The 19,408-nt window shown below is 72.4% G+C and carries 16 protein-coding genes; 11 read left to right on the top strand and 5 right to left on the bottom strand.

Annotated elements, in window-relative coordinates; translation table 11 throughout:
- Positions 1–78: 78 nt before the first annotated feature.
- Together HA039_RS12500 and HA039_RS12495 are read right to left on the bottom strand one after the other, a co-directional pair.
- Entirely contained in the window at positions 79–681 is a 603-nt protein-coding gene (locus HA039_RS12500) for an anthranilate synthase component II (RefSeq protein ID WP_167028172.1), read from the bottom strand.
- The gene (locus tag HA039_RS12495) at positions 678–2,252 is read right to left on the bottom strand and encodes an anthranilate synthase component I family protein (protein ID WP_243869394.1); all 1,575 of its coding nucleotides are present in this window, start codon (positions 2,250–2,252) and stop codon (positions 678–680) included. The genes HA039_RS12500 and HA039_RS12495 overlap by 4 nt, the downstream gene beginning before the upstream one ends.
- A gap of 199 nt (positions 2,253–2,451) precedes the next feature.
- On the opposite strand from HA039_RS12495, the gene pdxR reads away from it, so the two are divergent.
- The 4 genes from pdxR (at position 2,452) to HA039_RS12475 (ending at position 7,208) form a co-directional block, all read left to right on the top strand.
- Complete coding sequence (gene pdxR / locus HA039_RS12490) at positions 2,452–3,903, top strand: MocR-like pyridoxine biosynthesis transcription factor PdxR (protein ID WP_208298603.1); 1,452 nt, start codon at positions 2,452–2,454, stop codon at positions 3,901–3,903.
- A 166-nt stretch (positions 3,904–4,069) separates the two neighbouring features.
- Positions 4,070–4,897 (top strand): glycoside hydrolase domain-containing protein, encoded by an 828-nt coding sequence (locus HA039_RS12485; RefSeq protein WP_167028169.1) that lies wholly within the window; start codon positions 4,070–4,072, stop codon positions 4,895–4,897.
- A 272-nt stretch (positions 4,898–5,169) separates the two neighbouring features.
- A complete protein-coding gene (locus tag HA039_RS12480; RefSeq protein ID WP_167036683.1) occupies positions 5,170–6,006 on the top strand; it encodes an RNA polymerase sigma factor in 837 nt (278 codons plus the stop codon).
- Positions 6,006–7,208 carry a hypothetical protein gene (locus HA039_RS12475; RefSeq protein ID WP_167028166.1) on the top strand — a complete coding sequence of 401 codons (1,203 nt, stop codon included), beginning with the start codon at positions 6,006–6,008 and terminating at the stop codon, positions 7,206–7,208. The genes HA039_RS12480 and HA039_RS12475 overlap by 1 nt, the downstream gene beginning before the upstream one ends.
- Positions 7,209–7,481: 273 nt before the next feature.
- Here the strand turns inward: HA039_RS12475 and HA039_RS12470 are convergent, their stop codons facing one another.
- Positions 7,482–8,465 carry a L,D-transpeptidase family protein gene (locus HA039_RS12470; protein ID WP_167028163.1) on the bottom strand — a complete coding sequence of 328 codons (984 nt, stop codon included), beginning with the start codon at positions 8,463–8,465 and terminating at the stop codon, positions 7,482–7,484.
- Positions 8,466–8,607: 142 nt separating this feature from the next.
- On the opposite strand from HA039_RS12470, the gene leuE reads away from it, so the two are divergent.
- A complete protein-coding gene (gene leuE, locus HA039_RS12465; RefSeq protein ID WP_167028160.1) occupies positions 8,608–9,270 on the top strand; it encodes a leucine efflux protein LeuE in 663 nt (220 codons plus the stop codon).
- A gap of 30 nt (positions 9,271–9,300) precedes the next feature.
- On the opposite strand, the gene HA039_RS12460 is transcribed toward leuE, so the two are convergent.
- Both HA039_RS12460 and HA039_RS12455 read right to left on the bottom strand, forming a co-directional pair.
- Complete coding sequence (locus HA039_RS12460) at positions 9,301–10,695, bottom strand: polysialyltransferase family glycosyltransferase (RefSeq protein ID WP_243869392.1); 1,395 nt, start codon at positions 10,693–10,695, stop codon at positions 9,301–9,303.
- A complete protein-coding gene (locus tag HA039_RS12455; protein WP_167028158.1) occupies positions 10,695–11,675 on the bottom strand; it encodes a glycosyltransferase family 2 protein in 981 nt (326 codons plus the stop codon). Before HA039_RS12455 ends, HA039_RS12460 begins: the two co-directional genes overlap by 1 nt.
- Positions 11,676–11,862: 187 nt before the next feature.
- Here HA039_RS12455 and HA039_RS12450 point away from each other — a divergent pair, with 187 nt between their 5' ends.
- The 6 genes from HA039_RS12450 to HA039_RS12425 all read left to right on the top strand — a co-directional run bounded on the left by HA039_RS12450 (position 11,863) and on the right by HA039_RS12425 (position 19,326).
- Positions 11,863–13,188 (top strand): DUF6716 putative glycosyltransferase, encoded by a 1,326-nt coding sequence (locus tag HA039_RS12450; RefSeq protein WP_243869389.1) that lies wholly within the window; start codon positions 11,863–11,865, stop codon positions 13,186–13,188.
- A 92-nt stretch (positions 13,189–13,280) separates the two neighbouring features.
- Positions 13,281–14,546 (top strand): acylneuraminate cytidylyltransferase, encoded by a 1,266-nt coding sequence (locus HA039_RS12445; protein ID WP_167028152.1) that lies wholly within the window; start codon positions 13,281–13,283, stop codon positions 14,544–14,546.
- A 9-nt stretch (positions 14,547–14,555) separates the two neighbouring features.
- The gene (locus HA039_RS12440; protein WP_167028149.1) at positions 14,556–15,482 is read left to right on the top strand and encodes an N-acetylneuraminate synthase family protein; all 927 of its coding nucleotides are present in this window, start codon (positions 14,556–14,558) and stop codon (positions 15,480–15,482) included.
- A gap of 5 nt (positions 15,483–15,487) precedes the next feature.
- The gene (locus HA039_RS12435; protein ID WP_167028146.1) at positions 15,488–16,612 is read left to right on the top strand and encodes a hypothetical protein; all 1,125 of its coding nucleotides are present in this window, start codon (positions 15,488–15,490) and stop codon (positions 16,610–16,612) included.
- 175 nt (positions 16,613–16,787) lie between these two features.
- Positions 16,788–18,026 (top strand): amidohydrolase, encoded by a 1,239-nt coding sequence (locus tag HA039_RS12430; RefSeq protein ID WP_167036677.1) that lies wholly within the window; start codon positions 16,788–16,790, stop codon positions 18,024–18,026.
- A 232-nt stretch (positions 18,027–18,258) separates the two neighbouring features.
- Positions 18,259–19,326 (top strand): BMP family lipoprotein, encoded by a 1,068-nt coding sequence (locus HA039_RS12425; RefSeq protein WP_167028143.1) that lies wholly within the window; start codon positions 18,259–18,261, stop codon positions 19,324–19,326.
- The last annotated feature ends 82 nt before the right edge of the window (positions 19,327–19,408 follow it).

Here is a 19,408-nt window from a genome sequence, read left to right as displayed (position 1 = left end):
CACGTCAGACAGTAGGGAGACCTCAGGTGTCCGGATGTGGCCAATTCCCGGCGATTCCGGGAGGCCACTTGGGGGCCGTCAGCCCGCGGCCGCGCCCGCCGCGGCGCGCGGCGAACCGCTCGCACCCGCGAGGAAGTTCTCGAAGAGCCGCAGCCCGTCGTGGGTCGTCACGCTCTCCGGGTGGAACTGCACCCCCTCGACGGCGAGGGTCCGGTGGCGCACCCCCATCACGTAGCCGTCGTCCAGCGAGGTCGCCGTCACCGCCAGCTCCGGCACCGGCCCGGTGACGATCAGCGAGTGGTAGCGGGTGACGGTCAGCGGCGTGACGGCGCCCGCGAACACGCCCCGCCCGTCGTGCTCGACCGGGCTCGTCTTGCCGTGCATCAGGTGCTTCGCGACGGCGATCTCCGCCCCGTACGCGAGCCCGATCGCCTGGTGGCCGAGACACACGCCGAGCAGCGGCACGCGCCCGGCGAAGGCGTGCACCAGCTCCACGTGCCCCGAGTCGGCCGGGTGCCCGGGGCCCGGGCCCAGGACCACCGCGTCGGGCGCCGAGTCCACCAGCTGCTCCACCGTGCGGGTGCGCGAGCGCACCACCTCGGTCTCGGCCCCCAGCGTCAGCAGGTACTGGTCGATGATGTGGCTGAAGCTGTCGTACGCGTCGACGAGCAGGATCCTCACTTCAACAGCTCCTCACCCGTCAGCGCCCAGTACGTGGCGCTCATCTTGGCCAGCGTCTCGCGCCATTCGTCGGCGGGTACGGAGTCGGCCACCACGCCCGCCGACGCCTGCGTGCTGTAGCGCAGCCCGTCGTGGACGGCGGTGCGGATGCACAGCGCGAGCACCGCGAAGCCGCGTACGTCCACCAGCCCGAGCGCCCCGGCGTAGATGCCCCGGGGGCTGTCCTCGATCTCGCTGATGATCTCCATGGCGCGCACCTTCGGCGCGCCGGTCATGGTGCCGGCCGGGAAGGTCGCGCAGACCGCCGCCCACACGTCCGTACCGTCCCTGACCTGCCCGGACACCGTGGAGACCAGGTGGTGCACGTACGCGAAGGGTTCGACCTCCATCATGGTGTCGACGCTCAGGGTGCCCGGCACGCACACCCGGCCGATGTCGTTGCGGCACAGGTCGACGAGCATGACGTGCTCGGCCTGCTCCTTGGCGCTCTCCCGCAGCCCCGCCACCAGCCGCGCGTCCTCCGCCGGGTCGGCGGAGCGCGGCGCGGTCCCGGCGATCGGCCGCATCGAGAGCGTGCCGTCCTGGATCCGTACGAACAGCTCGGGACTCGCGCCGATCACCGTCCGCCCGGCCCACGGGACCAGGTACATGTACGGCGACGGATTGCGGTGCCGCAGCCGCTGGTACACCTGGAGCGGGGTCAGCTCGGACTCGACGTCGATCCGGTGGCCGATCTGGATCTGGTAGCTGTCGCCCACCCCGATGTGGGCCAGGCAGCGTTCGGCGCGCGCGACGAACGTCGCCTCGTCCACGTTGTCCCGCACCGACAGCGGTACGGGTGCCTCGGGCACCACCGCGACCGCCTCCGCGCCGCGCGCCCGCACCTCGTCCAGCACCTCCCGCAGGGGCGGCCCGGCATCGGGCGGCAACCGGTCGCCGTGCGCGGAGAGATGACGTACGCCGCCGTCCCGCACGTCGTACCAGACGGTGTCCCGGAACAGGGTCAGCGTGCAGCGCGGCAGCTCCGACCCCGCCTCCCGGTCGGGGAGTTCCTCCATGAGCCAGGCCGCCTCGTAGGACAGCGTGGTCAGGAACCCGAAGGCGAAGGTGTTCGCCGGGACCTCGGTGTCCACCACGAACGCGCCCTGCACCGCCCGCAGCATGCGCCACACGGCGTCGGCGTCCCCGGCCGGCCACCGCAGCACCCCGCCCGGCTCACCGCGCCCGGCGCCGGCCACCGCCGCCAGCGACGCGGCCAGCGCCCCTTCCAGCTCCCCGGCCGCCACCAGCTCCACCCGGTCGGCGAAGACCCGCAGTTCGGCCAGCCGCCCGTACCCCACGGCGGTGTAGTGCCGGTCGTGGATCGGGCCGTCCAGGCTCTCGAAGAGATAGACGTCGTCCGGCTCCCGCGTCCGGAGCAGCGTCTCGTAGAGCCCCAGCGGATCCGTGGGCGGCAGCTCCGCGGAGACCACCCGGACCCGTACCCCCTCGGCGGCGGCGGGTTCCCCGACCCGCCCCTCCGTACCCGTCGCACCGGACTCGGACCTGGCTAATTCCGATATCAAAGACACAGCGACAGCCTTTCTGGCCCGACGGACCATTGGGGCCAGGAGGACAGGGACGCACGCCGACGTCGAGCCCCGTCGCCCGGCACCGCGTGTCCCGCGGGACCGGCTTCCGCCGGCCCCTTCCCCCATGCCACCCCCCGGCCGCCCCAGTTCCCCCCGGGGCGGCGAATGTGTGTGCGGAACGACTTCACCAGATGTGAGAATGCCTGGCCATACCACTTCGAGCGTCAGGGAGAAGACCACTTTGCCGTGGCAGCTCGCCCTCACCGTGGACCGCGACTCACCCCTCCCGCTGGCGGTCCAAGTCCGCAACTCCCTGCGCCGGCTGGTCGAGAACGGCTCCCTGCGGCCGGGCACCCGCATCCCCTCGACCCGCCAGCTCGCCCACGATCTCGGGGTGTCCCGCAGCGTCACGGTCGAGGCGTACGAGCAACTCGCCGCCGAGGGATACCTGCTGACCAAACGCGGGTCGGGCACCACGGTCTCGGAGCCCCCCGCGTCCCAGGCCGTCCCCACCCTCGTGGCGCCCGACCGCGACCGTGAGTCCGCGGGCGCGCTGTGGGACCTGCGCACCGGCACCTCGGACATCGCGGCCTTCCCCCGCCAGGAGTGGATCCGCTGCCTCACCGCCGTCATCAACGACGCGGGCCGCCAGGAACTGAGCTACGCGCCCCCCGCCGGCGTACCACTCACCCGGCACGTCCTGACCGGATACCTCGGCCGCGTACGGGGCGTCCGCACCCGCCCCGAGGACCTGATGCTCACCGCGGGCTTCGCCCAGGGGCTGGCGCTGATCTGCCAGGTGCTCATCGACCGGGGCCACACCGCGCTCGGCGTCGAGGACCCGGGCCACCCCGGCGAACGGGAGTTCATCACCAGCTCGGGCCTGCGGCCGGTGGGCATACCCGTCGACCAGGACGGGTTACGGGTGGACCTCCTGGAGCGCAGCGGCGTGCGCGCGGTCCTCATGACCCCGGGCAACCACTTCCCGACCGGCGCCCGGCTCGGCACGGACCGCCGCGAGCGCCTCATCGCGTGGGCGCGGGCGGTGGACGGCTATGTGCTGGAGGACGACTTCGACAGCGCCTTCCTGCACCGCTCCGACCGGCTGCCCGCCCTCCAGAGCCTGGCCCCCGACCGGGTCGTCTACGCCGGCAGCGCCAGCAAGATCCTCGCCCCCGCCCTGCGCCTGGGCTGGCTGGCCGCGCCCTCGGAACTGATGGCGTCCGTCGAGCACGTACGGTCCGGCTGGGACATCGGCTGCTCCGGCATCGAACAGCTCACGCTGGCCCGCTTCATCGACACCGGCGCCCTCGACCGCCACCAGCGCAAGATGCGCACGGAGTTCCACAAGCGCCGCGCCGTCGTCCACCGCCAGTGCGCGGCCCACCTCCCGGGCACCCGCCTCCTGGGCCGCGACAGCGGCCTCCAGGCGTACGTCGAACTCCCCCGCCACCTCGACGAACAGGCCCTGGTCCGCGCGGCCCGCAACCGCTCGGTCCTCGTCCGCGGCGGCCGCTTCTACACCCTGGCCGACACCACGCGCCCCCCGGCCCTGGTGGTCAGCTACGCGTCGGTGAACCGCGCCGAGCTGTCCCGCAGCCTGGCCGCCCTCGGCGAGGCCTACCGGGAGCTGGGCGGGGCGGCCCGCTGACGCCACGCGGCTCGCGAAGTGCGGTGGATCGCCCGAAACCTGCCGGTGCTAGCGTGCCGCCCTGTAAGGGACGAGTGTCGTGGTTCGCGCCGCGGCGTCCCGTACCCGCGCCCCCGCGTGTGTGTCTCCGCGGGCGGCGCTCTCGCAGATCAGAATGGGGTGGGGAATGTCCAAGCACCGGTTGTCCAAGAGAGGCCGCTACATCGCCTGGGGTGTGGCGGGTGTGGTCGCCGCCGGAGGTGCCGGGGTCGCGGCGCAGACGTCGATGGCGGCGAGTGCGCTGCCCGCGCAGAAGACGTACACCGGGCGGGCCTTCGACGCGTGCACGGCGCCGTCGCTGGCGGCGATGAAGGCCTGGCACGGGGGTCTGTACGGGGCCGCCGCGGTGTACATCGGGGGGAAGAACCGGGGCTGCGCGCAGCCGAACCTGACCGCGTCCTGGGTCAAGTCGGTCAACGCCACCGGCTGGAAGCTGATCCCCCTGTACGTGGGCGCCCAGCCGCCCTGCCAGAGCGGCAAGAGCCCCGAGAAGTTCACCGCCGCCAACGCGGCCTCCCTCGGCGCGAGCAACGCCACCGACGCCGTCACCAAGGCCTCGGCGCTCGGCATGAAGGCCGGCAGCCCCGTCTACCTCGACATGGAGCCGTACACCCTCACCGACAAGGCCTGCAACGACGCCGTACTCACCTACGTACGGTCCTTCAGCAAGACCCTGCGCGCCAAGAACTACCGCGCCGGCTACTACGGCTTCAGCAGCTCCAGCGCCAAGGCCATCGCCACCGCCACCAACAAGACCGACCTGCCCGGCAACCTCTGGTACGCCCTGTGGGACAACAAGTACACGACCACCACCGACTGGCCCTGGGACCCCAAGCTGTTCACCGACCACAGCCGCGCCCACCAGTACATGGTCAACAGCAAGGAAACACGCGGCGGGTACACCATCACCGTCGACCGCAACGCCTGGGACGCCCCCGTCGCCATCATCGGCTGACCCACGACGGCCCCACGCCGGCCCCTCGCCGGAACGACGACCGGAGCCGCCACCCCCCACAGGAGAGGCCCCGGCCGTCGTCCGCGGAGCCGCATCACGGCCCCGTACTCCTACCAGCGCCATGCGTGCGTTTTCTGTCACACCGCATATCGCCAGGAAGTTGTTGCAGGTTGTACAAGTTGTGGACGCAGGCCCCGCGCAGGCCGTAGCGTGCCGCACAGCGTGGGTCGACGCGGTGATGACCGGCCGCGATTTCAGGACAGGTTGTGGGAGTGCTGGGGGACGACGCGGAGCTGACCGCCGCGGTGCGCGCGGCACAGGACGGGGACGAGAACGCGTTCCGGACTGTGTACCGCGCCGTGCACCCGCGGTTGCTGGGCTACGTACGCACGCTCGTCGGCGATCTCGACGCCGAGGACGTGACGTCCGAGGCCTGGCTCCAGATCGCCCGCGACCTCGACCGCTTCGACGGCGACGCCGACCGCTTCCGCGGCTGGGCCGCCAGGATCGCCCGTAACCGCGCCCTCGACCACATCCGGATGCGCGGCCGGCGGCCCGCCGTCGGCGGCGACGAGACGGAACTGACCGGGCAGCCCGCCGAGTCCGACACCGCGGACGAGGCGATGGAGGCCCTCTCCACCGGCCGCACGATGGCCCTCATCGCCCAACTGCCCCAGGACCAGGCCGAGGCCGTCGTCCTGCGGGTCGTCGTCGGGCTCGACGCGAAGAGCGCGGCCCTGACCCTGGGCAAACGCCCCGGCGCGGTCAGGACCGCCGCGCACCGCGGGCTCAAGCGGCTGGCCGAACTGCTGGGCGCCGAGGACGCCGACGGCATCGAGGACCCGGCGGGGGGCGACCGCGGGGAGGGCGGCTTCGGGCGGGGTACGGGCGGAGGCCGCCGTTTCGACCCCGTCGCGGAAACCGCTTACCCCCGGAGCGAGGGCACGGACGAGGGAACGGCCGCCCCGGCGACCCGTACGGCGCCGCGCGGCGCCGCAGGTCGGAGCGCCGGGCTCGGCATCGTTCCGCCGCAGCGCGGCAAACGGGCGGGAGCCGCGGCGTCCGGAGGTGTGACGCATTCGCGCCTGCGGACGCTGAAAGACATGTGATGGCCGACGGGCGTGACCAGTGGCTCGACAGGGACGTGGCGGAAAGACTCCTGCGCGGTGAGTGGGCAGAGGCAGTCGACGGCCGCGACGGCGGCAGAGCGAAACAGCTTTCCGACACCCTGCGGGACATGGCGGACGTCACGTACGCAAACGGTGGTGAACTCCCCGGAGAGGCGGCCGCGCTGGCCGCGTACCGCCGGGCCGCGGCGGCGCGGACCACACGCGCGGAGCGCGGCGGCGGGTCGGTGGACGGCGCGTCGGCCAACGGCGTGGGTGACGCGGTCCAGGACCTGCCGGGGCCGACGGTACGGCTGGCTCCCGGGTCCGTCCCCGCGCGCGCGGCGCGGCACGGCGCCCTGCGGATGAGCCTCGCCGCGACCCTCGCCGCCTGCGCCCTCGGCGGGCTGGCCGTGGCGGGCGGCGGGGGTGTGCTGCACGCCGAACTCGGCACCGGTCACCACTCCGGCCGGGCGGAGGCCGAAACGGAGGCGGGCGCGGACACGGGAGAGCGGTCGCCGCACCCGCTCCCCTCCGACCGGGCGGACGGCGCCGGCACCATGGGCGGCGGTACGGGACCGGCCACCCCCGACGCCTCGGTGTCCCGCGGGGTCGCCACCTCCCCGGCGCGGGGCGGGGGCGCCTACGGCGGTGACGGCGCGGAGGAGCCGATCGGCCCGGTGGGCAAGCACCACGACTGGTCCGCGGGAGCACCCCGCGTCAAGGGCTCCACCTGGTACAGCAGGACGGCCGCCGCCTGTCTCGCCTACCGCGACGGCAAGCTCGACGAGGCGCGCAAGGAAGAGCTGGACCGGGCCGCCAAGGACCCCGCACGGGCCCGGCGCTTCTGCGACTGGCTGCTGGAGGTCAAGGCGACGGGGGAGGGCGGCGGCAAGGGCCCGGGCCGCGGTCACGGTCACGGACACGGTGGCGGCGTCAAGAACGGCAACGGTACGGGGGAGGGGAGCGGGGCGGGCCCCGGCGACGGCCCCACCGACGGAACACCCACCGACCCCACCGGCCCGACGGACCCCACCGACCCCACCGACCACCCGCACGAGCCCCACATCCCCACGCACCCCCCGACGTTGGGCCCGGGCTCACCCGCCGATTCCCCGGTGCCCCCCGAGTCGTCCGCGACACCACGCGAGACACCGCCCGAGCCGCCCCCCACACCGGCGCCGACCGCTTCCGAACAGCTCTGACCTGCGCGTTCCCCTGATCAACGATCAGGTGTGACGTTTTCGCGCACCATGACGCAGTAGTAGGTGAGCCGACTGGTCATCGGCCGCGCAACGAGCCGGGGTTCCCCCCGTACCTTCGGCTCAGCGCATCGGCGCGGGCGGGACACGTTCCCCCGGTCCCGCCCGCGCCCCTTTCTTTGCGCCTAAGACGGCGCCCGCTTTCGCGGATGTGGTTGCCGCCGGTGGGGGTTGCTCAATTGATGGTCGCGGTCGAAGACCGACGGAAGCGATCTACTACCAGTAGATGACTACCTTGTCGCCGGTCTGGACCTGGGCGAACAGGGACGCGATCTTCGCCTCGTCGCGGACGTTGACGCAGCCGTGCGAGGCGCCGGAGTAGCCGCGGGCCGCGAAGTCCGCCGAGAAGTGCACCGCCTGGCCGCCGCTGAAGAACATCGCGTACGGCATCGCGGTGTCGTACAGCGTCGAGACGTGGTGCCGGGACTTCCAGTACACCGTGAACGTGCCCTCGCGCGTCGGTGTGTACTGCGAACCGAAGCGCACGTCCATCGTCGACACACGCCTCCCGTCGACCATCCACGACAGCGTGCGGCTGTTCTTGCTGACGCACAGCACCCGCCCCTTCAGGCACCGCGGATCGGGCGCCGCGACCGGCCGTTCCGTCGGCGGCCACAGCTCGTCGCGGGTCGGCTTCCGCGTCGTCCCCAGCAGCTTCCGCCACGTGACGACGTCCGTCGTACCGGTACGGGACAGCCCGCGCCCGCCCTGGAAGGACGAGACGGCCGCCGCCGTGAGCGTGCCGTAGTACCCCGTCGGTGTGCGGTCGAAGTGGCCGGCCTGCCGCAGCCTCGCCTGGAGTTCCCGCACCTGGTCGCTCGTGGCGCCGCTCGCCAGCACCGTCCTCGGCCGCGCCGCGCCGGGCGAGGCGGTACGGGCGGACGGGGTACGGGCCGACGGCGTACGGGTGGACGGCTCGCGCGCGGAAGCGGAAGCGGAGGCAGAAGCGGAAGCGGCGGGGGAGGCCGCCGGGCTCGTCCGGGCCCCGCCCGGCCGGGCGGCCGGATTCTTCGACGGCCTGGGCGGCGCGGAGACCGACGACGACCCGGGCCCGGGGGTGACGAGCGCCCCCGCGCCGCCGCCCGGCTTGCCGTCCGCCCCGGCCGGCCGGTCGCCGCCCGGCCCGACCGTACAGCCGGCACCCACGGCCAGCACGGCCGCCGCCGCGAGCCCTCTGCGCAGTGCGGAGGTCCTGAGCATCGTCGCTCCCCTGTTTCTCCCTCTGAGTCATGAAGTCCTGGGGCAACTCCCCGAAAAGAAACCGCTTCACACCCGGAGGCTTCCCGGCGGCGCCCGGGAACCCGGATGCGCGCACACGAACGGGTCTGCGAGACTCGCGCTCATGTTGGGTGTCACGGATCTGCCGACGTACCTGGTCGGCCTTGTGCTGATCGTCCTGCTCCCAGGACCGAACTCGCTGTACGTCCTGTCCGTCGCGGCCCGGCGCGGGGTCCGCGTCGGCTACCGGGCGGCCATGGGCGTCTGGTGCGGCGACACCGTGCTCATGGTGCTGTCCGCCGCGGGCGTCGCCTCGCTCCTCCAGGGCAATCCGCTGCTCTTCGGGATCGTGAAGTACGCGGGCGCCGGCTATCTGACGTGGCTCGCGGTCGGGATGCTGCGCGCGGCCCGGGCGCTGTGGCGCAGCCGCCACGAGCGGTCCGACGAGGCGGCGGCGGACGCCACCGGGGCGGCGCCGGAGGCGGTGGAGCGGCCGTACCGCAGGGCCCTGCTGATCAGCCTCTTCAACCCCAAGGCGATCCTGTTCTTCATCTCGTTCTTCGTGCAGTTCGTCGACCCGGAGTACGCGCACCCGGCCCTGTCGTTCGTCCTGCTGGGCGTCCTGGCGAACGTCGCCAGCGCGCTCTACCTCTCGGCCCTGATCTTCGGCGGTACGCGGCTCGCCGCCGCCTTCCGCCGCCGCAAGCGCCTCTCGGCGGGTGCGACGACGGCGGCGGGCGCCCTGTTCCTGGGCTTCGCGGTGAAGCTCACGGTGAGCAGCGCGTAGCTCCGCAGGGGCCCGCCGGGCGGGTCCGGCCTACCTCGGTCCCGCCCGCAGCACCGTCTGCCGCAGCTTCCGCGCCCGCCGCACCATGCGCCGTGCCGTCGCGTTGCGCGGGATCCCGGCGAACTGCGCGGGGATCCCGCCCGGCAGCCCGAGCCCGGTGAGGCGGCGGCGCTTGAAGAAGCGCCACGTCCGCTCGTCCAGGTGCCGGGAGAGGTACGCCTCCGCCGCGGGACGCAGCCCCGGGTGGATCTGCGGCTGCATGGTGTACCCGACGGCGGTGACCAGCTCGCCGATCCGGGCCTCCGGTTCGAACGAACCGTCGTCGTCCAGCGGTGTCACCAGCGCGTCCACGATCGTCACCGGCACGCGGTTGCTGTTCTGGTACGGCGAGAGCCGCTCCAGCAGGCCGGCCGTTCCGGTCCTGGCCACCGGGAGGCCGAAGAACGCGGACGCGGTGAACAGCGCCGTCGAGAAGCAGCCGATCACCAGCGCCGGCTTGAGCCGCTGGTACAGCACCTCCGCGAGGACCGGGCTGTCGAACACCGTCAGCTCGATCCCGGCCTTCTCCGCCTCGTCGGCGAGCAGGCCCGACCACGCGGCGGGAGCGGCCGGATGCGGCTTGAACACCACCCGCGTATGGCCGAGGGCGGCGGCGCCGCGCACCATCTCGACGTGCAGTTCCTCCTCCTCCTGGGGGGTGAGGACGGACAGCGCGGAGAGGTACTGGCCGAGGATCAGGGCGGGAGCCACCGAGGGCGTCCCGATGTCCTCCGCCGCGTCCGCCAGACCTTCCAGCACCCGCCGGAACTCCTCGGAGGGCACCAGCTCCGCCTCGACGCCGAACTCCGTGAGGAGCAGCGGTGCGAGGCCGGGTACGAGATCCAGGTGCAGGAGCCGGCGCACCCGGCCGCCGATCAGCGGGTCGATCTTCGAGCGGGTGGGGCCGTAACTCATCAGGCCGTCCGCGTACACCGTGAGCGGCGCGCCCGTGAAGATCTCCGCGATCGCGAGGGCGGGGTTGACCTGGATCGACTCGACGGTCACCTCCACCCGGTCGTCGCCGAGCGCCCAGGCGAGCCGCAGGTGGCGTTCCCACAGCGGGACGTCGCCGGACCGGGGGGCCCAGCTCTTCGGGTGGAAGGGCGCGATGGTCTCGTTCCACGACACGATGTCGTCGAAGCGGTCGCGCAGCGTCCCGAAGCCCGGCATCCGGTCGACGCCGGGGTGCAGTTCGGGCGAGGCCGCGTTGTTGCAGACGACCAGCAGGCGACGGGCGGCCGGGCGGAACAGACCGGCGTCGATCGCGGCGGCCAGGGTGGCGGCCCCGTACAGCGTGGACACGCAGAAGATCTGCGTGGTCGGCCGGTCGCCGGGCAGCGCGGTGGACGTGGACGTGAAGGCGGAGGTCGAGGGGGAGTACGTCATCACGCGGCCGCCTTTCCCGCGGGCATCGTCCGCCGGCGCAGCCGTCGCAGCCGGGTCGAACGCTCCAGGTCCATCGAGTTCAGCGCCTCGTTGAGGACGTCCTGCGGCAGCCGTCTCAGCGCGCCCGCGCTCAGGGAACGCAGCTTGCGCGCCACGGACGGCTCGTACCGGTCGGTGGATCCCAGGTGGTGGGAGATGATCGCGCAGTAGGTGCGGACGGCCTTGAGCATGAACCGGTCGGCCTCGCGGTCCTTCGAGATCTCCTCGATGACCTGGTCGAAGGCGCGGATGTAGTCGAGTTGCCGTACGTCACCGATCTGTGTCAGCGACGAGGCGACGCCGCGCCGGTAGAAGATCCCGAGCAGGCCGACCACCGCGAAGGACTCGGCCTCGCGGTGCAGCCGCCAGATCCACGGCCGGTCCTCCGCCGTCCGCAGCCCGTCGGTGAAACGCACGAGACCGCGGTCGACGAGGCGCCGGTGGCAGATGCCGGCCCAGGCGTACGGATAGTCGACGGACGTGGAGCGGTCGGCGGGCAGGATCGCCTCCCGCGGGTCCAGCGCCTCGTCGCGCCGGGCCACCGGGACGCGGTGGATCGTGCGCGTCGTGCCGGTGAACTGCACGTGGTCGGTACGGACGAAGTCGGTCCCGAGGCCCTCGGCGGCGGCGACCAGGCGGGAGTAGTGGCCGGGAGCGACCCAGTCGTCACCGTCGAGGAAGGTGACGTACTCGCCGCGTGCCGCGTCGATGCCGGTGTTCCGCGCGGTGGCCAGTCCACTGTTGCGCTCGTGCCTGAGGACGACCGCCCCCGGGAGATCACGCTCCGCCCGGGCGAGTATCCCGGGTGTCTCGTCGGACGAACAGTCGTCGACGAGGATGAACTCGAAGTCCTCCCTTGCGTTCGCGCGGAGGCTTCTGAGTGTTTCGGGAGCATATGTCTGCACGTTGTAGAACGGCACGACGACGGAGAGCTTGACCACCCGCCCGACGCTAGAGGTCGGCTGACCACTCCCCCTGACTTCCGGGGGGACGTGAGATGAACGGCGCGCACCGGAACGGTGAATTAGTACGACCGCAATTCGGCGCCCCCATCCTTAGGTGTTCTGTTAACCCTTCGTTTCCGTTGAGTTGGGCAGACCAACGAGTTGGCTTCCTAACGTCCACGACGTGCCATCACGTACCAGTCACGCCGTCCGGGTCGCAGTGCTCGCCGACTCGGACACCCGGTGGAAATGGGGCTCGCTCACCGCGCGCCGCATCGCCCCCGAAAAGCGCGACACCGAGCTCAGCGGGTTCTTGCTGCGCGGCCGAGCCACGCCCACCGCCCGACAGCTCGCCGAAGTGGGCGCCGAATTGGACGCCCCGCGTGAAATGACCGGTGTCGAATTCCTGACGCACCTGCGGAACGAGTCGTACGACGTCGTCGTCCTCGCCCTCGTCGGCGGAGCCGTCCAGGCGATGCTGCACGGAATAGCGGCCCTCGAACTGCCCCGCCGCCCCCTAGTTGTCACCGGATACGTCGGCGTGGTCTACGAGAAGCTGTCCGACGGACTCCTCCTGCGCCACGGCGCCGACATCGTCCTCGCCAACTCCCGTTACGACGCCGAGCGGTTCCGCGACGTGTACGAAGGGGTCGGCGCCGACGCCTCCTCGGTCACCGAGGCCGCCCTGCCCTTCCTCGCCGGCGCCCGCTACGTGCCCGAGGAGGGCCGCGACACCGTCGTCTTCGCCGCCCAGCCGTCCGTACCGGTGAGCCGCGCCGACCGTACGTACGTCCTCAAGCGCCTCGCCGAGCACGCCCGCCTCCACCCGGGCCGCGAGGTGCTCCTCAAGCTGCGCAGCAAGCCCGGCGAACAGACCACGCACATCGAGGAGTTCCCGTACCAGAAGCTCGCCGAGCGGCTGCCCGGCGGCCTCCCGCCCAACTTCAAGCTCGTGTACGGGCACATGGGCGAGGTCCTGGACCGCACCGACCTGCTGGTCACCGTCTCCTCGACCGCCGCGCTCGAATCGCTGCACCGGCGCATCCCCACCGCGATCCTCACCGACCTCGGCATCCGTGAGCCGCTGGGCAACCACCACTTCATCGGCTCCGGATGCCTCGCGTCCTGGGACCAGCTCGACGGCGGGTACCGCCCGGAGGCCGACGCCGTCTGGGCCGGCCGGCAGGGTGTCGCCGCCGCCGACGGCGCGTACGAGACGGCCTTCGACGAGGCCCGCGCGCACGTCGAGGAGCTGCTCGACGCCCCCGGACTGCCGCGGCTGCGCCCGTACTACACGGCCACCACCGCCCCCGGATACCTGCCGCCCCTGCTCGCCCGCTACCACCTCGCCGCCGACGGCACCCCGCTGCCCGGCGCCAGGACCGAGCCGGCCGACAACTCCCGGATGCGGCGCGCGGTGCGCGAAGCCGTACGGGGAGCGGCGCGCGGCGCCTACCGGCACGGCGTGCAGCGCGTGGCCCCCGTCATCCGCCGCATGGGCGAGCTGTGAGCGGCCCGGCCGCGGCCCACCGCGACGCACCCCGACCCGTGGACCACCGGGTGGACCCGTCCACGGACCGGCCCCTGGACCAAGGAGCACAGATGAACGCCGTCCTCGCCGTGATCCCCGCCCGCGGCGGATCCAAGGGCGTGCCCGCCAAGAACCTCGCCCCCGTCGGCGGAGTGCCGCTCGTCGTCCGCGCCGTCCGCGCGTGCCTCGCCGCCCGGCACGTGACCGACGTCGTCGTCTCCACCGACGACGCGGCCATCGCCGACGTCGCCAGGACCGCCGGCGCCGAGGTCGTCCTGCGCCCCGCCGCCATCGCGGGGGACACCGCGACCAGCGAGGCCGCCGTCCTGCACGCGATGGACGCGTACCACGCGATGCGCGGGATCACCGCCGACGTCGTGCTGCTGGTCCAGTGCACCAGCCCGTTCATCACCGCCGAGGACCTGGACGGCGTCGCGACGGCCGTCACCGAGGACGGCGCCGACTCCGCCCTCACCGTCGCGCCCACCCACGGCTTCATCTGGCGCGACGACCGCACGGGCAGCACCGAGCGCGACGGCTACGGCGTCAACCACGACAAGGCCAACCGCCCCCGCCGCCAGGACCGGCCCCAGGAGTACCTGGAGACCGGCGCCGCCTACGCGATGCGCGCCGCCGGATTCCGCGCCGCCCAGCACCGCTTCTTCGGCCGCACCGCGCTCGTCACCACCGACCCCGCCCGGGTCCTGGAGATCGACGACCCGCACGACCTGGCCCGCGCCCGCGCCCTGGCGCCGCTGCTCGACCCGACGGCCCTGCCCGTCCACGACGACATCGACGCCGTCGTCCTCGACTTCGACGGGACCCAGACCGACGACAAGGTCCTGATCGACTCCGACGGCCGCGAGACGGTCGCCGTGCACCGCGGCGACGGCCTCGGCATCGCCGCGCTGCGCCGCTCCGGCCTGGAACTGCTCATCCTCTCCACCGAGCAGAACCCGGTCGTCGCGGCCCGCGCCCGCAAACTCCAGGTCCCCGTCCTGCACGGCATCGACCGCAAGGACCTGGCGCTCAAGCAGTGGTGCGACGAACACGGCATCGCGCCCGAGCGCGTGCTGTACGTCGGCAACGACGTCAACGACCTCGGCTGCTTCGGGCTCGTCGGCTGGCCGGTGGCCGTCGCGAGCGCCCACGACGCCGTACGCGCCGCCGCGCGTGCCGTCACCACGACTCCGGGCGGCGAAGGGGCGATCCGCGAGATCGCCGCCTGGTTGCTCGGGCCGGGACTCCACGTACCGGCACGGCAGGAGCAGCCCCCCACATCACCTGCTCCCCGCCCGCACCACGCCCCCCACACGATCAACACCCACGACAAGTAAGGACCCCTCATGAGCACCGACGCCACCTCCCGCCTGCGCACCCTCGGCACGCGGACCGCCGGCCCCGGTCGCCCCGTCTACGTCACGGGTGAGATCGGCATCAACCACAACGGCGAGCTGGACAACGCCCTCGCCCTGATCGACGTCGCCGCCGACGCCGGCTGCGACGCGGTCAAGTTCCAGAAGCGCACCCCGGAGATCTGCACCCCGCGCGACCAGTGGGACATCGAGCGCGACACCCCCTGGGGCCGGATGACGTACATCGACTACCGCCACCGCGTCGAGTTCGGCGAGGACGAGTACCGCACGATCGACGAGCACTGCAAGAAGCGCGGCATCGACTGGTTCGCCTCCCCGTGGGACACCGAGGCCGTCGCCTTCCTGGAGAAGTTCGACGTCCCCGCCCACAAGGTCGCCTCCGCGTCCCTCACCGACGACGAGCTGCTGCGCGCCCTGCGCGCCACCGGCCGCACCGTCATCCTCTCCAGCGGCATGTCCACGCCGAAGCAGATCCGCCACGCCGTCGAGGTGCTGGGCAGCGAGAACATCCTGCTCTGCCACGCCACGTCGACGTACCCGGCCAAGGCCGAGGAGCTCAACCTCCGGGTGATCAACACCCTCCAGGCCGAGTTCCCGAACGTCCCGATCGGCTACAGCGGCCACGAGACCGGTCTCCAGACCACCCTCGCCGCCGTCGCCCTCGGCGCCGTCTTCGTCGAGCGCCACATCACCCTCGACCGCGCCATGTGGGGCTCCGACCAGGCCGCCTCCGTCGAGCCGCAGGGCCTCCAGCGCCTCGTCCGTGACATCCGCACGATCGAGGCGTCCCTCGGTGACGGTGTCAAGAAGGTGTACGAGTCGGAGCTCGGCCCGATGAAGAAGCTCCGCCGCGTCGCGGGCGTCGTCGCCGAGGCCGCCGAGCCGGCCACGGTCTGACGACCATGCCGACCCCCAGCGCGGGCAGCGCCCCGCACTCGCAAGTGATCGCGTTCGTCGAGAGCCCGGTCCAGCTGCTGAACGTGCTGGAGTGGGCCAGGACGGCCGTCGGTCACGAGGCCGACGCCGGGACCCGTACCGCCGGCGCCACCGCCGGCCCCCGGGCCGACGCGCTCACCGTCGTCGTCCTGGCCCCGACCGACCCCATGTCGCGGGGCCAGCTCAGGCGGATGGCCGACCTGGCGCACAACGCGGGGCACACCGTGCGCTGGGAAGAGGCCCGGGGCGGGGCGGGAGCGCCGCTGCGGACCGTAAGGCAGCTCACACCGCTGCTGCGCAAGGCGGACCGGATCGTCATCGGCGATCCGTTCTCCCGGTACGTACAGCTCCTGCTCACGCTCGTCGGCGGCAAGCGGCTGACGGTCGTGGACGACGGCACGGCGACCATGGAGTTCATCGGCCAGGTCGCCCGCGGGGAGCGCCTGGTGCGCTGGCACCGGCGCGGCAGCGGCCGGGGGCCGCGGGAACTGGTCCTGGCACCGGTCACCGCGGCGGCCCGGCGGCGGCTCGCGCCGGCCGCCGACCGCCCGGTGGAGGTCTTCACCTCGATGCCGGTGGAGCAGGTGCCCCCGGGCATCGAGGTCACCCCGAACACCTTCGAGTGGACGAAGGCCACCTTCGGCCCGCCGTCGATCACGGAGACGGCGGACATGGTGGGCACCTCGCTGGTCGAGACCGGCGTGGTGGACGTGGACCAGTACATCGCGGCGGTCACCTCGCTGGCCCGCGCGCACAACGTGGCCCGCTACTTCGCGCACCGCCGCGAGAGCGTGGACAAGCTCCACCGGCTGCACGCGGAAACGGGCCTGGAGATCGTCCGCCCCGACCTGCCCCTGGAACTGATCGCCCGCCGCGGCCCCATCGGCAGCACGGTCCTCAGCTTCCCGTCGACGGTCGTCCACACCCTGCCCCTGGCCCTGGCGGGCACGGGCGTACGGGTCGCGGTCTGCGACATCGCCCCGGAATGGCTGAAGGAATCGGCCTCCCCGCGCGCCCAGGGCTTCCTCTCGGGCGTCACCACCACGGCCAGAGACGTCCACCGCCTCTCCCACGTCCCGTTCACCGCCTGACCCACCCGCACCCCGCCCCGGCCCGGGCGGGGCCGCGCGGTGGCGGCGGGCCGCCCACCCTCCGGATACTGGACGCAAGCGGCCCCCGCCCGATTTTCGGCTGTGTGGCTGAAATTTTTGTTGATCGCTGGGTAGTTGACCTAGGAAGAGGCCTAATCTTCAGAAGGTGAACCACTTGACGTCCCCCGAGTCAGATGCCCCTCCGGCCGACGAAGCAGCGTTGCCCGGTGCGCTCCCAGAGAGCCTGCGCGCCGAGCTGATCGCCTTCCGGCGGGACATGCACATGCACCCTGAGCTGGGCAATCAGGAGTTCCGCGCCACCGCGGCGATCAAGCGGCGGCTGGAGCAGGCCGGGCTGGAACCACGGGTCCTGCGCAGCGGGACCGGGCTCATCTGCGACATCGGGGAGATCGGCGAGGCGGGCGGGGTCTCGGCGCAGGGCGTACGGCCCGTGCTGGCCATCCGTGGCGACATCGACGCGCTTCCCATCCCGGACACCAAGGTCGGCGTGGAGTACCGCTCCACCGTCCCCGACCGCGCCCACGCCTGCGGCCACGACGTGCACACCACCGCCGTCCTCGGCGCCGGACTGGTCCTCGCCGACCTCCACCGCCGCGGTCTCCTGCCGAACCCGGTGCGGCTGATCTTCCAGCCCGCCGAGGAGGTCATGCCCGGCGGCGCGCTCGCGGCCATCGACTCCGGGGCGCTGGTGGGCGTCGGCCGGATCATCGCCGTGCACTGCGACCCCAAGGTCGACGCCGGGATCGTCGGGCTGCGCGCCGGGGCCATCACCTCCGCCTGCGACCGGCTGGAGATCGCCCTCGACGGCCCCGGCGGCCACACCGCGCGCCCGCACCTCACCACGGACCTGATCACCGCCATCGCGAAGGTGGCCGGCGACGTGCCCGCGCTCCTCGCCCGCCGGGTCGACGCCCGTTCCGGGCTCGTCCTCACCTGGGGCCGTATCGAGTCGGGCCACGCGGCCAACGTCATCCCGCAGCACGCGGAGCTGTCCGGTACGGTCCGCTGCCTGGAGCTGTCGGCGTGGCACGACGCGCCCGACCTCATCCACGCCGCCGTCGACGAGGTGGCCGCACTGCACCACGCCAAGACGGAGGTCACGTACGTACGGGGCGTGCCGCCCGTCGTCAACGACGCCGTCGTCACCGAACTGCTGCGGGACGCGCAGGTCGCGCGCCGCGGGTTGTACGCGATCGAGGACACCGAGCAGAGCCTCGGCGGCGAGGACTTCTCCTGGTACCTGGAGCAGGTGCCCGGCGCGATGGCCCGTCTGGGCGTCCGGCCGCCCGGTGACGGCGCCCGGTACGATCTCCACCGGGGCGACTTCGACGTCGACGAGCAGGCGATCAAGGTGGCCGTGGAGCTGTTCACGGCCGCCGCGATGCTGGCCTGAGCGGTGGGTACGCGCCGGTGAACAGCGGGTCTCCGGCCCCTGAGCAGCGGGTGTCCAGCCCCGGGGAGCGCACGACTCCCCGGGGTGTCCGGACGGTCGCGCACCGTGCTCGCGCGGGTTCGAGGACGATCCGATAACGACTGGTGAACGTGTCTTTAACTGACATCTACGCGCGTTACGATCGGCGCGAAACCAGCGCCAACGGAGGCGCTTCCAGTGAAAGGGCCCCCTCGTGCGCCGGGTATCCAAGATCGCTGTAGCGGGCATAGCCTCAGCTGCACTCGCCCTCACCGCCACCGCGTGTGGCAGTACGTCCGCGGACAAGGCGAAGGAGGACGCGGCCCCCTCCGGCTCGTCCTCCGCGCAGTCCGGCGTCAAGGTCGGCATCGCCTACGACGTGGGCGGCCGCGGTGACCACTCCTTCAACGACTCCGCCGCGCGCGGCGTCGACAAGGCCAAGGCCGAGTTCGGCGGTGACGTCAAGGAGCTGACCGCCAAGACCACCGACACCGAGGCCGACCGCGTCGACCGCCTGACGCAGCTCGCCGAGGCGGGCTACAACCCGGTCGTCGGCATCGGCTACGCGTACGCCAACTCGATGAAGTCGGTGGCCGCGAAGTTCCCCGCCGTGACCTTCGGCATCGTCGACTCGGTCGTCGACGCGAAGAACGTCGACAACATCGTCTTCACCGAGGAGCAGGGCTCCTACCTCGGTGGCGTCGCCGCGGCGCTCAAGACGAAGAAGGACCACGTCGGCTTCATCGGCGGCGTGGACGTCCCCCTCATCAAGAAGTTCGAGGCGGGTTACGTCCAGGGTGTCCACGACACCAACCCGAAGATCAAGGTCGACGTCCAGTACCTGTCGCACGGCTCGGACACCTCCGGCTTCGCCAGCCCCGACAAGGGCAAGGCCGCCGCCCAGGGCATGCTCGACAACGGCGCCGACGTGATCTACAGCGCCGCGGGTTCCTCCGGCTCCGGCGCGATCGAGGCCGTCAACGGCAGCAAGGGCGCCTGGGCCATCGGCGTCGACTCCGACCAGTACAACCAGGTCTCCCTGGCCAAGTACAAGAGCTCGATCCTGACCTCGGTCGTCAAGAACGTCGACGTCGGCGTCTACGACCTGGTCAAGTCGATCCACGACAAGAAGCCGCTGGTGGGCACCAACGCCTACTCGCTGGCCAAGAACGGTGTGTCGCTGTCCACGAGCGGTGGCTTCATCGCCGACATCCAGCCGAAGATCGACGCCGCCAAGGCGAAGATCGTCGACGGCTCGATCAAGGTCAAGACCACCCCGTGACCCGTTCCGGCGCCCGGTCCACCACCGGGCGCCGGCCCTGCGTACGGGCCCGGTGAAGGTGTTCCGCCCCTTTTGCCGGGCC

It is taken from the genome of Streptomyces liangshanensis, assembly GCF_011694815.1.
Taxonomy (GTDB): Bacteria; Actinomycetota; Actinomycetes; order Streptomycetales; family Streptomycetaceae; genus Streptomyces; species Streptomyces liangshanensis.
Note: the sequence above shows the minus strand (reverse complement) of the source record. Positions and strands in the feature narration are given on the sequence as shown.